Here is a 13587-nt window from a genome sequence, read left to right as displayed (position 1 = left end):
ATGTCTTCAGCAGGTAAGCTTTTAATCGCCAGCGCGCTTGCCGCCGTTTTCGCCACGGCCTGTACGTCGACTCAGATTGCTCCGGTGTCGGATAACAGCACCTCGGGCACGATCAAGTCCGGCCCCGCTTCCGTGCCGGCCGCGCCCGCCGCGTCCTCTTCCGGCGCTCAGGTGGTGCCGCTTTCAGGCGGAAGCGGATTCTCCGGTGGCTCTGCCATGTCGTCCGCCGCTCCTGCCGCGTCCGGGAACACTTACACCGTGAAGGCCGGCGACACGCTTTACCGTATCGCGAAGAACCACGGCGTGAACGTGAATGAGCTGATGCGCGTGAATGGCATCTCGGATCCGCGTCAGCTCGCGGTCGGCCGCACGCTGCAGATTCCGGGCGCAGGCCGCCCGGCAGTCCGCGTGGCGACAGCCCCGGTCGCCGCTCACCAGGCTCAGCCGACCACCGCTCCCGCCTCTCAGGCAGTGGGTGTGAAGCAGCCCGAGGCGCCTGCGTCGGCTGCGGCTCCCGCGGCAGTCCCGGCTCCCACGGCTCACGCTCCGACCCCGATTCCCGGCACCCAGGAGACGCTCTCCTGGCCTGTGACGGGTGACGTTGTCAGCCATTTCTCGCCCGCGACCCGCGGTATTGATATTTCGAGCCGCCGCGGCACGACCGTGAAGGCGGCCGCGAACGGCGAAGTCCTCCTCACCTCGACCGCCTTCAAGGGGTACGGGAACCTTGTGATTCTCCGCCACGGCGACGGGACGTTTGTGACGACCTATGGTCAGCTGCAGACGATCAACGTGAAGAAGGGAGACCGTGTGAAGGCCGGTCAGAAGATCGGTACGGTGGGGGGATTTGACGCCTCGAAGCCCGTGCTTCACTTCGAAGCCCGTATTGGCGGCAAGCCTGTCGATCCTGCTCCCTATCTGCGGTAATTTCTGAAATCCGCTAATATGGCGCGCCCGGTACTTCCATTTTTATCAGGAAGTTCCGGGCTTCTGATTTTCTGGAAGCAGACCCCCGGATATATGACGATTGAGGAAAAGCGATAATGGCGCGTTCTTTTCATAAAAACAAAAAACCACGCGACCGTTTTACGGTCGAGATTGAGAGCCTGGATCAGGACGGCCGCGGCGTAGCGCATCGCGAAGGTAAAGCGGTCTTCGTCGAAGGGGCTCTGCCTCACGAAGTAGTGACTTACGAGCGGATCCGCAATAAGACGTCGTTTGAGATCGGGCGCCTGGTGGAGCTGCATAACGAGGGGCCGCTCCGCGTGAAGCCCCGCTGCCCGCATTTCGGGCTTGAACCCGGGTGCTGCGGCGGCTGCGCGATGCAGCATCTTGATCCGTTCGCACAGGTGGCGATCAAGCAGCGGGTGCTGCTCGACGCCCTCTGGCATATCGGAAAGACAAAGCCTGAAAACATCCTTCCCCCGATCTACGGACCTTTCTGGGGCTACCGTCACCGCGCCCGCTTCACGGTGCGCGACGTGACGAAGAAGGGCGGGGTGCTGGTCGGCTTCCACGAGCGGAGCTCGTCCTACGTTGCCGATATGCATAGCTGCGCGATCCTCCCGAAGCATGTTTCCGACATGATTGATCCGCTGCGTGAACTCGTGTCGACGCTCACGATCCGTCAGCGTCTGCCGCAGATTGATGTGGCGGTGGATGGCCACGGCCGCACGGCGCTGGTTTTCCGTAACCTTGAGCCGCTCGGTGAGGGGGATGAGGAGAAGCTCCTCGCGTTCGGTGACCAGTACGGCGCGGATATCTGGCTCCAGCCGAAGGGACCGGATTCGGCTGCCCCGATCCGTCCGGAGCTTGAAAACGCGCTCGGCCTTTATCTGTCTGAATTCGATGTCCGTATCGCCTTCAAGCCCACGGATTTTACCCAGGTGAACCATGCGCTGAATGAAACCATGGTGAGCCGGGCGGTGAGACTCTTGAGGCTGACTCCTGAATCCCGCGTGGTGGACTTCTTCTGCGGTCTAGGGAACTTCACGCTCCCGCTCGCCCGCCGAAGCGCCCGCGTGATCGGTCTTGAGGGCAGCGAGGGACTCGTGTCCCGCGCGAAGGCCGGCGCCGCTGAAAACGGTCTGGCCGATAAAACGGATTTCGTCGCCCGCAACCTCTTCACCTGGTCCGAACAGGACTGGGACGCGATCTGGAAGAAGATGGGCGGAATCGACCGGCTGCTCCTTGACCCGCCGCGCGAAGGCGCCCAGGCGGTCTGCCAGGTGCTCGCCGCGACCGATAAACGCCCGGAACGCGTGGTGTATGTTTCCTGCAACCCGGCGACGCTCGCCCGCGACTGCGCGATTCTGCAGCATCAGGGCGGATGGCGGCTCCTTGAAGCAGGCGTGATGAATATGTTCCCGCATACGGGGCACGTTGAAAGCATGGCGGTGCTCGTTCCGGGACCGAAACCGCTTCCCTCCGAAAAGGCGGAAGACAAGGCAGAATCAGGGGATTCCCGTCCCGCAGAAGCTGCCTGAGCGTGCCTCTAACGCATGCTAAAATAAGCATCTTTCATCCGGCAGCCCCTTCGAGTGATCGCACTCTGGGCTGCCCAGCGGAAGAATTCTTTTTTGCCTCCGGGCTGCCTCCTGTCAGGTGCCCCGGCGGTGTTTCTTTGTTTTTCAATTGGACTAAAAATGACTGTTCAGCGTACTCTTTCCATCGTGAAGCCCGATGCCGTCGCCAAGAATGTGATCGGCAAGATCTACACCCGCTTTGAAGACGCGGGCCTCAAGATCGTGGCCGCCCAGATGCGTCAGCTCTCCCAGGCTGAGGCCGAAGGCTTCTACGAAGTTCACAAGGATCGTCCCTTCTTCAAGGATCTCGTTTCCTTCATGATCTCCGGCCCCGTCATGATCCAGGTGCTCGAAGGCGAAGATGCGATTCTGAAGAACCGCGAACTGATGGGCGCTACCGACCCGAAGAAGGCTGCTCCCGGCACGATCCGTCACGACTTCGCTGAGTCGATCGACGCCAACGCTGTGCACGGCTCTGATGCTCCCGAGACCGCTGCCCGCGAGATCGCTTACTTCTTCCCGGCTCTCGCCATTCACTCCCGCTAATCCGGCGGCAGTCAGGCGCAGTTAGCTAGTACCCCCTCCCTTCGCCCGCGGGTGAAGGGAGGGGATTGCAGTTTTTTGAAGTTTCATTGATTCATGGGCCCGACGGGCCGTGGAGGCAGGTGTCTAATGGCGGCAGAGCGAGTGAATCTCCTTGATTTTGATCGGGAGCAACTCACCAGGTGGTGTGACAGCCTTGGGGAAAAACCTTTCCGGGCAGTCCAGCTCACACGATGGATCCACCGCAACCTTGAAAGCGACTTCAGCAAGATGACGAATCTCGCGAAGTCCTTCCGCGAGAAGCTGGAGGCGATGGCTGAAGTCCGTCCTCCGGAACCGATGCGCGAACAGATTTCCTCCGACGGCACCCGAAAGTGGGCCTTTGATGTCGGCAACGGCAACGCCGTTGAGGCGGTGTATATCCCTGAAGTGGACCGCGGTACGCTCTGCATTTCGACGCAGGCGGGCTGCGCGATGGGCTGCCTCTTCTGCTCGACCGGCAAACAGGGCTTTGCCCGCAACCTGAAGACCTCCGAAATCGTGGGTCAGCTCTTCTGGGCTGAACGCGAGCTGAGGCGCGAAGCGGGTACCAATAATCCGAATGAGCGCGTGATCACGAACGTCGTGCTGATGGGCATGGGCGAACCCCTCCAGAATCTGGAAGCCGTGGTGCCCGCGATCCGTCTGTTCCTAGACGATCACGCCTATGGCATCTCGCGCCGCCGCGTCACGGTGTCGACGAGCGGCCTCACGAACCAGATGGATAAGCTCGCGGAGCTTGCTCCGGTGGCTCTCGCTGTGTCGCTTCACGCGCCGACGGACGAGCTGCGTGACAAGATCATGCCGGTGAACCGCAAGCATTCGCTTGAGGACCTGATGGCGGCCTGCCGCCGCTACCTCCGGTACGCGCCCCGCGATTACATTACTTTTGAATACCTGATGCTGGACGGCGTGAATGATTCGCTCGAGATGGCGGATAAGCTGATCCGCCTCGTGCGGAACGTCCCCTGCAAGGTGAATCTCATTCCGTTCAACCCGTTCCCGGGGTCCGGTCTCTTCAAGTCGGACCGTGATACGGTGCTTGCCTTCGAGCGCCGGATGAATGACGCGGGTATCGTGACCACGATCCGCAAGACCCGGGGGGATGATATTGACGCGGCCTGCGGTCAGCTCGCAGGCCAGGTGAAGGACCGCACCCATCGTGCGATACGGCTGGTCCGCCAGAAGGAAGAGGCGGCTTCGATTTTCAATAAAGCCGAGGAGAAATGATGGAAGAACAGAAAGAACAGACGGCGAAGGAACCGGCGGCCGGCGCTCAGCCCGGATTCGGCAAGCTGCTGCGCAGCCTGCGTGAAAAGGCAGGGCTGTCGCTTGACGATGTCGCCAACCGCACGAAGATCAGCCGCGGCCAGCTTGAAGCGATGGAACGCGAAGAGATGCGGCTTCTCCCTGAACCTGTCTACGTCCGGGCCTTTATCCGCGACATCTGCCGCGTGATGGGCACGGATCCGAAGCCGGTGACGGACGCTTTCGCGCGCGAATTCGCACCCGAAACGCCGGCCGCTCAGGCGCCGGAAGCAGACGCTGTGCCTGCCCGCAAGATGGAGAAAGAGGTGGAGTTCCACGCGAGCCCGAGAAAGAAGGGGTTCCGCGTGTTCCTCGCCTTCGCCGTGGTGATCGTTCTGATCGGCGCGGTCTGGGGCGGATGGCGTGAAGGCATTCTCGCGAAGCTTGGCGGAGACAATACCGAGGCCGCTCAGGTTCAGATGCAGGAAGCGTCAGGCAGGACCGCGGCTCTTCAGCGCCCGCGTTCTCCCTCGAACGCGATGCCGGCGAACGCGCCTCTTACGGCAAATCCGGATGGCACGGCGTCAGTTCCTGACACGGCTGCCTCTTCTCCCGCGGCTTCGAGCCCGGCTGCTGCGGCTCAGACCGCTGCGGCGTCCGCAAAGACCACTGACACGGCAGCCGCTCCCGCCGGTACCGGGAACGTGACGATCCGCACGATCGGCAGCTCCTGGGTGAAGCTGATCGACGCGGATGGCAAGACCATTTTCCAGGGGAACATCAAGGCAGGGGATGAGAAGTCCTTTACCGGCAAGCTCCCGATCCGCGCGACGGTCGGCAACTCGACCCAGTGCGCCGTGTCTCTCAACGGCACGCCCTTTGATCTCTCCGGCTACACGAAGGGATCGGTCGCCCGCTTCATCCTTCAGTGAGAAACGGAACGATGGCACAGATTGCGACGATTTCGCTCCCCGGCCGGCGTGTGACGCCGACCGTCCATGTGAAGTGGGGGAACACGGATATCGCTATGGGCTCGGGCCACCCGATCGTGGTTCAGTCGATGGCGAATACGCTGACCGCGGATGTCGAGCAGACGGTGGCTCAGGTGCTGGAACTCGCCCGCGCGGGGTCCGAGCTGGTGCGCCTGACGGTAAATACGCCGGAAGCGGCGAAGGCTGTCGCGGTGATCCGCGACAGGCTCGATCAGGCGGGCTGCAGCGTGCCTCTTATCGGCGACTTCCACTACAACGGGCATAAGCTCCTGCGGGATGTGCCGGAGTGCGCCCGCGCGCTCTCTAAATACCGGATCAACCCGGGAAACGTCGGCAAGGGTGACGCGAAGGACGAACATTTCTGTCAGATGGTGGAAGTGGCGATCCGCGAGGATAAGCCTGTCCGCATCGGCGTGAACTGGGGATCGCTCGATCAGGAGCTCTTCGCCCGCATGATGGATGAGAACGCGAAGCGGCCCGTGCCGCTGCCGCCCTCTGACGTGCTGCGCGAGGCTCTGGTGGAAAGCGCGGTAGCGAGCGCGAAGCGCGCGATGGATGTGGGTCTTCCCGCTGAAAAGATCGTGCTTTCTGCGAAGGTCTCCGGCGTCCCCGATCTCGTGCACGTGTATGAAGAACTCGCGCGCCGCAGCCGCTGCTGCCTGCATCTCGGACTTACCGAGGCCGGCATGGGCATGAAAGGCATGGTGTCGAGCGCCGCGGCGCTCTCCATTCTGCTGAACGAGGGGATCGGTGACACGATCCGTGTGTCGCTTACGCCGAAACCCGGCGAATCGCGCGCCGAGGAAGTGCGTGTCGCGCAGCAGATTCTGCAGTCGCTTGAACTCCGCAGCTTTACGCCTGAAGTGACGGCGTGCCCGGGCTGCGGCCGGACTTCGAGCGACCTCTTCCAGCGTCTCGCGAAGAGTATTGAGGAATTTATCCGAGAGCAGATGCCCGTCTGGAAGAGCGAATTTCCGGGTGTCGAGCGGATGAAGGTTGCCGTGATGGGCTGCGTGGTGAACGGCCCCGGCGAATCCGCTCACGCTGATATCGGCATTTCGCTCCCTGGAAGCGGCGAAAACCCCGTGGCGCCTGTCTACATGGACGGGAAGCGCTGGGGCACCCTTAAAGGGCAGGATATTGATACGGAGTTCAAAAAGCTCCTCACCGACTATGTCCGCCGGACTTACGGCCCGAAGGGCGAGTAGCGGACCATTTACTGAAGCAAGAAAGGATTACTTGGGATGGCTTCAAAAGCAAAAATCAGGGCTGTGACCGGCATGAATGACATGCTGCCGATGGACAGCGCCATTTGGGAATTCTTCGAAGATACGGCCCGCGACATCGCGACCGAGTACGGCTACCGCCCGATGCGGACCCCGGTGCTTGAGTCGACGGACCTCTTCACGCACGGTATCGGCGAGGCGACTGACGTCGTGGAGAAGGAAATGTATTCCTTCGAAGACTCCCTGAATGGTGAACGGCTGTCGCTGCGTCCTGAGAACACCGCGGGCATCGTCCGCGCGGCGATTGAGCACAACATGCTTTACGACGCCCCGCGCCGTGTCTGGTACTTCGGCCCGATGTTCCGCCACGAGCGTCCGCAGCGCGGCCGCTATCGTCAGTTCTATCAGTTCGGGTGCGAAGCGCTCGGCTTCGCGGGTCCTGACGTCGACGCGGAAATGATCCTCATGACCTCCCGCCTCTGGAAGGCGCTGGGCATCCAGGATGTGAAGCTTGAAATCAATTCGCTCGGCGAGCCCGCGGAACGCGCCGCCCACCGCGAGGCGCTCCTCAAGTACTTTGAGGCGCATCAGGATCAGCTGAACGAGACGGCGAAGCACCGCCTTTACCTCAATCCGCTCCGTATTCTCGATACGAAGGATCCGGATATGCAGGAGCTCGCGAATAACGCTCCCCGCCTGATCGATTACCTTGGGGAAAAGTCCCGCGCGTTCCTCGCCGGGATCGAGCATCAGCTGGAACGCGCCGGAATCGAGTACACGGTGAACCCGCGTCTCGTCCGCGGCCTCGACTACTACAGCCACACGGTGTTCGAGTGGACAACGGACCGTCTCGGCTCTCAGGCGACGATCTGCGGCGGCGGCCGCTACGACGGTCTCATGGAGATCCTCGGCGGAAAGCCCGCGCCCTGCGTCGGTTTCGCGATGGGGGCGGAGCGCGTTCTTGAGCTCATGAAGGAATTCGGCGTGAAGCCGGAAACCCCCGACTGCTCGGTGTACGTGATCCACGCGGGTGAAGGCACGCTTGACCCCGCAGTCACCGTGGCCGAGTCGCTCCGCGACTTCGACGTGAGCACGATTGTTCACGGCGGCGAGGCGAGCATGAAGAGCCAGATGAAGAAGGCGGATGCCTCCGGAGCTGAATTTACCGTGATTATCGGCGATACTGAAGCCGCGAACGGCACGGTGTCCGTGAAGCGTCTCCGCGACCGCGGCGAGGATGCCCGGTTTGCGCGTCAGGAAACGCTCCCGGCGGACGACGCCTGCGATACGATTTTTAGCGAACTTTTAGCACTCGAAACGAAGGACCTTTGACATGGCATACAACCTCGAGGAACAGGAGTCGATCGACAACCTGAAGGGCTGGTGGGAAAAGTGGGGCACGCCCGTTCTGGTCGTCATCACGCTCGCCTGCGTCGGCGTCGCCGGCTATAACGGCTGGAAGTGGTGGAACCACCGCCAGACCGCCAAGGCTTCTGTTGCCTATGTGGCGCTTGAAACGGCCGTGAACAATCAGGACGGCAAGAACATCAAGTCGATTTCCGACGGCCTGATCGATCAGTACGGCTCCACGGTCTACGGTCCGATGGCGGCTTTCGTTGCCGCCCGCTATGCGGCCGATAATGGCGATATCGCTACCGCGAAGCAGAAGCTTCAGTGGGTGGTGGATCATGGTGACCGCAAGGAGTTCGAAGCGATCGCGCGTGTCCGTCTCGCCGGTCTCCTGATGGACGAAAAGTCCTACGATAAGGCGCTTTCGATTCTCACGGGCTTTACGCCTTCGACTGACACGGAGCGTCTCGTGATCGATGACCGCCTGGGCGACGTGTATCAGGCGATGGGGAAGAACGCCGAAGCCCGCAAGGCCTGGCAGGATGGTATTGCCGCGGCCCGCGATGGCGACCCGCTGCAGAATCTGATCCGTCTGAAGCTGGACTCGCTTCCTGAGGACGGCACGGCTGCCCCGGCACCCGCCGCTGCCTCCGCTCCGGCTTCTTCTGCTCCGGCTGCCAAGTCTTCCGCTGCCGGCTGATCAATCAACATTTTTGGAGTGTGAGAGCACATGAGTCAGAAATTACTTCGCACCGCAATTGCCGCAGGCCTTGCGCTCGCGCTGGGCGGCTGTTCCCTCTTCTCATCCGATAGCCCCCGGGCCCCGGTGAAACTCACCGAGATTCAGCAGTCCGCGTCCGTGAATACGGTCTGGTCGACGAAGCTCGGCAGTTCTGAGCACTCCTTCCTTACGCCGGCTCTTGCCGGCAACGGACTCTATGCGGCGGGCTCGAACGAGGTCTTCCGTATTGATCCGTCGAACGGCGCCAAGGTCTGGACCGCCTCTCTGAAGGAGAAGGTGGTGGCGGGCGTCGGCTCCGACGGCTACTTTGTCGCGGTCGGCACGGATCAGGGGAACGTCGTGGCGCTCTCCGCTGAAGGCAAGGAACTCTGGCGCCGCAAGATGCCGTCTGAAGTGGATATGCCGCCGCTTGTCGGTCACGATCTCGTGATCGTGCACACATCGGATACCCGCGTGACGGCGTTCAACGCCCGCACGGGTCAGCAGGCCTGGTACTACCAGGGTCAGGTGCCGATCCTCTCGGTGCGCGCGCCGCGCCAGATGATTTTCTTCGCTGACGGCATTCTTGTCGGCCAGGCGAACGGCAAGCTGATCGGCATTTCGCTCACCGGCAAGGTGGCATTTGAAGCGTCGATCTCGATGCCTTCCGGCATCACTGAGGTTGAGCGTCTGAATGACGTCGTGGGCGCGCCGCTCGTCACGTCCGGCGTTCTCTGCGCGGCCTCTTACCAGGGCCGTGTCACCTGCATGAGCGCCCAGAACGGTTCTGTCCGCTGGACCGAAAAGGTTGACGCTGTCACCGGTCCGACCGCTGACCTGAAGACCGTCTACGTGGTGGACGAGAAGAGCACGATTCACGCCTATTCGCTTGCGACGGGCGGCGAACTCTGGAAGAACGACACCATGAAGTACCGTCAGAACTCCGCGCCGGTTGCCGTCGGCTCCTATGTGGCGAGCGGTGACTATGACGGCTACGTGCATCTCCTTGACCCGATCACCGGGCGTGAGATGGGCCGCGGCCGCCTTTCGGGCGCGATTTACACCACTCCGATCGCTTATGGCGACGGAGCCATTTTTCAAACGGTTGACGGGGAACTGGCGTTCATCCGGTCAACCAGCCGCTAAAGACAGCACAGCGGATTTTATTTTTTAGGAAATTTCTCTCATGCTTCCGGTTATTGCGCTTGTCGGTCGTCCGAATGTCGGGAAATCCACACTCTACAACCGGCTCACCAAGACTCGGGATGCCATTGTCGCGGACTTTGCCGGCCTGACGCGTGATCGCCACTACGGCGACGGCAAGGTGGGCCCGCGCCCTTACATCGTGGTCGACACGGGCGGTTTTGAGCCCCAGAGGCCCGAGGGCGTGGTGAGCCACATGGCGTCTCAGGCCGAGCTGGCGATTGAAGAAGCGGATGCCGTTATCTTTATTGTCGACGCGAGAACAGGCGTTACGCCTCAGGATCACTGTATCGCGCAGACGCTGCGCGAATCGGGCCGCAAGATCTATCTCGCCGTCAATAAGGCTGAAGGCCTCAGCGCGATCGCGGGCTCTGAATTCTATGAACTTGGTCTCGGTGTCGAGCCCTTTATGGTCTCGGCCGCTCACGGTCAGGGTATCGCGAGCCTGATGGAAACCGTGCTTTCTCCCTTCCCTGAGGATGAGGAGGAAGAGAAGCCCGCCGAGGAGGAAGAGGGCGAACACCGGATCCGTGTCGCGATCGCCGGACGCCCGAATGTCGGCAAGTCGACGCTCGTGAACGCGCTGCTCGGTGAAGAGCGTGTCATCGCGTTCGATATGCCGGGCACGACCCGCGACGCGATCAATATCGATTTCGAGTATGACGGCCATCCGTTCACGCTCGTGGATACGGCGGGTCTCCGCAAGAAGGGCCGCGTTTTCGAGGCGATCGAGAAGTTCTCGATCGTGAAGACCCTGCAGGCGATCGCGGACTCGAACGTCGTGGTGCTCGTGATTGATGCCCGGAGCGGCGTCGCTGAACACGATGCCCACATCGCCGAATACGCGCTCGACTCGGGCCGCGCGCTCGTCGTTGCCGTGAATAAGTGGGATGGCATGAGCGCTTATGACCGCTCGCAGCTTGACCAGCAGCTCGATATGAAGCTCCGGTTCCTGCATTGGGCGAAGTTCGTGCATATCTCCGCCCTGAAGCATAACGGCCTCAACCACCTCATGAAGGCGGTTCAGGAAGCCTATCAGGCCGCTATCGCGAAGCTGCCGACGCCGAAGCTCACGCGAGCCCTGATTGAGGCCGTTGAGCGTCAGCAGCCGCCGCGCGCCGGCAAGGTCCGTCCGAAGATGCGTTACGCCCACCAGGGCGGCACGAATCCGCCGGTGATCGTGATCCACGGCAACTCGCTCCAGCAGATCGGCGACAGCTATCGCCGTTATCTCGAGAGCTGGTTCCGTGATAAGTTCAATCTCGCGGGCACGCCGCTCAAGATTGAATTCCGTACCGGCCGTAACCCGTACGCGGATCCGAAGCCCGCAAACGGCAAGAAAAAGTAAAAAGAAGGCAGCACTATGAAAAGAACCAAGCTGTCAGCCTGGCTGCTGACTGTGGTCGTCTTCCTCATTTCGCTCGGGGTGATTTACTGGGTCGGCGTGCCGCTCGGGAACCCCGACGCGAATGTGCTGCTTGCGGTTGAGGTGGTGCTGGCTGCGGCGTTCGCGATGTTCGTGAACGCCATCGCCTATCCGCAGAGCCGAATCGGGGATCAGACGGGGCTCGGCGCGCCGTCCGTTTCATTCACGGTCGCTGTGGTGACGCTCGCGATCGCGGGTCTTGCTGCGGCTTTCGTGGGGCTCCGTCATCCGATGGTGGCGGCGTGGCTCGCCGGGGTTGCCGCCGTGGAGATCGTTTTCCGGACGCTGCTCACGCGGTTCCTCACGCGTCTCTACTGGGGCGCTCCGATCAAGAACCGCCCGAGTGTCTGCACGATCTGGAAGGTCGGTCTCGCTGAGGTTGCCGGAAAAGAGGTAACTGAACCCTTTCAGGAGCGTCTCTCCGAAGTCCAGGCGCTCTGCGCGAGTCAGCCCAAGGTGACTGACGCGACCTCGCAGAAGACCGCGGAGCTCGATGAGGAGATCACCCGCAATGTCCGCGAGCTGCAGGGGTTCGTCTCTGAGGGGGAACTCGGGAAGGCGACGGCGTCGCTTGACGCGATCCGTGACGGTCTCCGCCGCCGGATTGAAATTCTCGGGCCCGGCAAGGCTCCTCATAAAGACGTATGATAATTGGGTGCAGACAGGTCTTTATTTGTCAGCACACACACTTCGTCACCCGCTTTTTTATTGGCGGGTGTAGCAAACAAAGAACAAGCGCAGAAGCGCTGGGAAAAACATTATGGCCAACAATAACAAGGGACAGCTTCTTCAGGATCCTTTCCTTAACGCACTTCGCAAAGAACATATCCCGGTCAATATCTATCTGATCAACGGCATCAAGCTGCAGGGTCAGGTGGAATCTTTCGACCAGTACGTCGTGCTGCTTCGCAACACCGTGACTCAGATGGTCTACAAGCACGCGATCAGCACGGTCGTGCCGACCCGCTCCGTCACCATCACGAACACTCCGGAGTCTTGATCTGACAGTATTTCAGGTAGACCGGGAGCGGGATGACCGCCCCGGAAAGGCTTGGCTTGTCTGCGTAAGCCTCGGCCGGGATTTCCGGCCGGATGCAAGCGAGGAGCTTTCGCTTCTCGTCACCTCGGATGCCTTGATCCCGGTGGGCCTCACGGAGGCTCACCGCGACAAGCCCGATCCTGCTACATATCTCGGCAGCGGAAAGATTGAAGAAATCGCGACCGCGGCCCGGGAGGCTGGAGCAGACGTGCTGATATTCGACACGCCGCTCTCGGCAGCCCAGGAGCGCAATATCGAGAAAGCGGCTCATATCGCTGTTCTCGACCGCACCGAGCTAATTCTCGAAATTTTCCAGAAGCGTGCAAAGAGCCGTGAAGGCCGTCTGCAGGTGGAGCTTGCGAAGCTCGAGCACCTGTCGACTCGTCTTGTCCGCGGATGGACCCACCTTGAGCGTCAGCGCGGCGGTCTGTCGAAGACCGGCGGTCCGGGCGAAAAGCAGATCGAGCTCGACCGCCGAATGCTGAATGAGCGCGTGAAGCAGCTGAAGGTCCAGCTGAAGAAGCTGGAGCGGCAGCGTGACACGCAGCGCCGCTCGAGAACGCGCGGCGATCAGATGACGGTGTCGCTCGTCGGCTATACGAACGCGGGGAAAAGCACGCTCTTCAACCGCCTGACGCGGTCTGACGCCTACGTCGCGAATCAGCTTTTCGCGACACTTGACACGACAGCGAGACGCTGCTGGGTGGGCGGGAGCGAGATGGTGGTGCTTTCTGACACCGTGGGCTTTATCCGTGACCTTCCGACGCAGCTCGTCGAGGCCTTCAAGTCAACGCTTGAGGAAACCGTGCACGCGGATCTGCTCCTTCACGTGGTCGACGCTTCAAGCGAAGTCCGCGAGGATCAGATTGACTCCGTGAATCAGGTGCTTTCCCAGATTGATGCCGACACGATCCCGACGATCCTTGTCTATAACAAGATCGACCGGGCTCTGGCCGCGGCCGGTGTTGTGCGGGATGAGAAGGGACGTGTCCGTTCCGTAGGCGTGAGCGCCGTGACGGGCGAGGGGCTTGATGAGCTCCGGGCCGCCATTCTGGAGTTTGCCGAGCACTGGCATAAGGATCACCCGGTGAAGGCCCGTGAGCTTGAGCCCTGGGAACAGGCGAAGCTCGAAGCCGAAGCCCGCCGCGCGGGAAAACCGACGGCTTGATTCGTGCGCCTTTTCCCGTCCCGGCGGGATCCCTGAAGGGGGTGCCCGGGGCGGATCAGGTGTTAGACTGAAAAACTTGCAGGCTGTACCCTTCGGGGCACGGCAGG

At 61.4% G+C, this 13587-nt stretch carries 13 protein-coding genes; all 13 read left to right on the top strand.

Annotated features, from left to right (window positions below):
* The 13 genes from BN1936_RS09990 (at nt 1) to hflX (ending at nt 13480) form a co-directional block, all read left to right on the top strand.
* Nucleotides 1-927, top strand: coding sequence for a M23 family metallopeptidase (locus BN1936_RS09990; protein ID WP_049687302.1), 927 nt, complete (start codon nt 1-3; stop codon nt 925-927).
* Nucleotides 928-1043: 116 nt separating this feature from the next.
* Nucleotides 1044-2486, top strand: coding sequence for a 23S rRNA (uracil(1939)-C(5))-methyltransferase RlmD (gene rlmD / locus BN1936_RS09985; RefSeq protein WP_049687301.1), 1443 nt, complete (start codon nt 1044-1046; stop codon nt 2484-2486).
* A gap of 159 nt (nt 2487-2645) precedes the next feature.
* Nucleotides 2646-3071 (top strand): nucleoside-diphosphate kinase, encoded by a 426-nt coding sequence (gene ndk / locus BN1936_RS09980; RefSeq protein WP_022444170.1) that lies wholly within the window; start codon nt 2646-2648, stop codon nt 3069-3071.
* 126 nt (nt 3072-3197) lie between these two features.
* Complete coding sequence (gene rlmN / locus BN1936_RS09975; RefSeq protein ID WP_049687300.1) at nt 3198-4337, top strand: 23S rRNA (adenine(2503)-C(2))-methyltransferase RlmN; 1140 nt, start codon at nt 3198-3200, stop codon at nt 4335-4337.
* The gene (locus tag BN1936_RS09970; protein WP_082164569.1) at nt 4334-5287 is read left to right on the top strand and encodes a helix-turn-helix domain-containing protein; all 954 of its coding nucleotides are present in this window, start codon (nt 4334-4336) and stop codon (nt 5285-5287) included. The genes rlmN and BN1936_RS09970 overlap by 4 nt, the downstream gene beginning before the upstream one ends.
* An 11-nt stretch (nt 5288-5298) precedes the next feature.
* Nucleotides 5299-6555: a flavodoxin-dependent (E)-4-hydroxy-3-methylbut-2-enyl-diphosphate synthase gene (ispG, locus tag BN1936_RS09965; protein WP_022444167.1), complete on the top strand. Its 1257-nt coding sequence runs from the start codon at nt 5299-5301 to the stop codon at nt 6553-6555.
* A gap of 36 nt (nt 6556-6591) precedes the next feature.
* Complete coding sequence (gene hisS / locus BN1936_RS09960) at nt 6592-7905, top strand: histidine--tRNA ligase (protein WP_049687298.1); 1314 nt, start codon at nt 6592-6594, stop codon at nt 7903-7905.
* Between the two features lies 1 nt (nt 7906).
* Complete coding sequence (locus BN1936_RS09955; RefSeq protein ID WP_022444164.1) at nt 7907-8623, top strand: YfgM family protein; 717 nt, start codon at nt 7907-7909, stop codon at nt 8621-8623.
* 30 nt (nt 8624-8653) lie between these two features.
* On the top strand, nt 8654-9790 hold the full coding sequence (bamB, locus tag BN1936_RS09950; protein ID WP_022444163.1) for an outer membrane protein assembly factor BamB: 1137 nt from the start codon (nt 8654-8656) through the stop codon (nt 9788-9790).
* 40 nt (nt 9791-9830) lie between these two features.
* Nucleotides 9831-11195: a ribosome biogenesis GTPase Der gene (gene der / locus BN1936_RS09945; RefSeq protein ID WP_049687297.1), complete on the top strand. Its 1365-nt coding sequence runs from the start codon at nt 9831-9833 to the stop codon at nt 11193-11195.
* Between the two features lie 15 nt (nt 11196-11210).
* A complete protein-coding gene (locus BN1936_RS09940; protein WP_049687296.1) occupies nt 11211-11921 on the top strand; it encodes a hypothetical protein in 711 nt (236 codons plus the stop codon).
* Between the two features lie 112 nt (nt 11922-12033).
* A complete protein-coding gene (hfq, locus tag BN1936_RS09935; RefSeq protein ID WP_022444160.1) occupies nt 12034-12273 on the top strand; it encodes an RNA chaperone Hfq in 240 nt (79 codons plus the stop codon).
* 1 nt (nt 12274) lies between these two features.
* Nucleotides 12275-13480: a GTPase HflX gene (hflX, locus tag BN1936_RS09930; protein ID WP_049687295.1), complete on the top strand. Its 1206-nt coding sequence runs from the start codon at nt 12275-12277 to the stop codon at nt 13478-13480.
* Nucleotides 13481-13587 lie beyond the last annotated feature (107 nt).

This window comes from Dakarella massiliensis, assembly GCF_001182045.1.
Lineage (GTDB): Bacteria > Pseudomonadota > Gammaproteobacteria > Burkholderiales > Burkholderiaceae_F > Mesosutterella > Mesosutterella massiliensis.
The sequence above is the reverse complement of the archived record's forward strand: the minus strand, read 5'-3'. Positions and strand labels throughout refer to the sequence as shown.

What these genes read in the sequence shown, in the direction of transcription:
- BN1936_RS09990 (WP_049687302.1), top strand. Translation starts at nt 1, where the DNA reads ATGTCTTCAGCAGGTAAGCTTTTAATCGCCAGCGCGCTTGCCGCCGTT.
- rlmD (WP_049687301.1), top strand. Translation starts at nt 1,044, where the DNA reads ATGGCGCGTTCTTTTCATAAAAACAAAAAACCACGCGACCGTTTTACG.
- ndk (WP_022444170.1), top strand. Translation starts at nt 2,646, where the DNA reads ATGACTGTTCAGCGTACTCTTTCCATCGTGAAGCCCGATGCCGTCGCC.
- rlmN (WP_049687300.1), top strand. Translation starts at nt 3,198, where the DNA reads ATGGCGGCAGAGCGAGTGAATCTCCTTGATTTTGATCGGGAGCAACTC.
- BN1936_RS09970 (WP_082164569.1), top strand. Translation starts at nt 4,334, where the DNA reads ATGATGGAAGAACAGAAAGAACAGACGGCGAAGGAACCGGCGGCCGGC.
- ispG (WP_022444167.1), top strand. Translation starts at nt 5,299, where the DNA reads ATGGCACAGATTGCGACGATTTCGCTCCCCGGCCGGCGTGTGACGCCG.
- hisS (WP_049687298.1), top strand. Translation starts at nt 6,592, where the DNA reads ATGGCTTCAAAAGCAAAAATCAGGGCTGTGACCGGCATGAATGACATG.
- BN1936_RS09955 (WP_022444164.1), top strand. Translation starts at nt 7,907, where the DNA reads ATGGCATACAACCTCGAGGAACAGGAGTCGATCGACAACCTGAAGGGC.
- bamB (WP_022444163.1), top strand. Translation starts at nt 8,654, where the DNA reads ATGAGTCAGAAATTACTTCGCACCGCAATTGCCGCAGGCCTTGCGCTC.
- der (WP_049687297.1), top strand. Translation starts at nt 9,831, where the DNA reads ATGCTTCCGGTTATTGCGCTTGTCGGTCGTCCGAATGTCGGGAAATCC.
- BN1936_RS09940 (WP_049687296.1), top strand. Translation starts at nt 11,211, where the DNA reads ATGAAAAGAACCAAGCTGTCAGCCTGGCTGCTGACTGTGGTCGTCTTC.
- hfq (WP_022444160.1), top strand. Translation starts at nt 12,034, where the DNA reads ATGGCCAACAATAACAAGGGACAGCTTCTTCAGGATCCTTTCCTTAAC.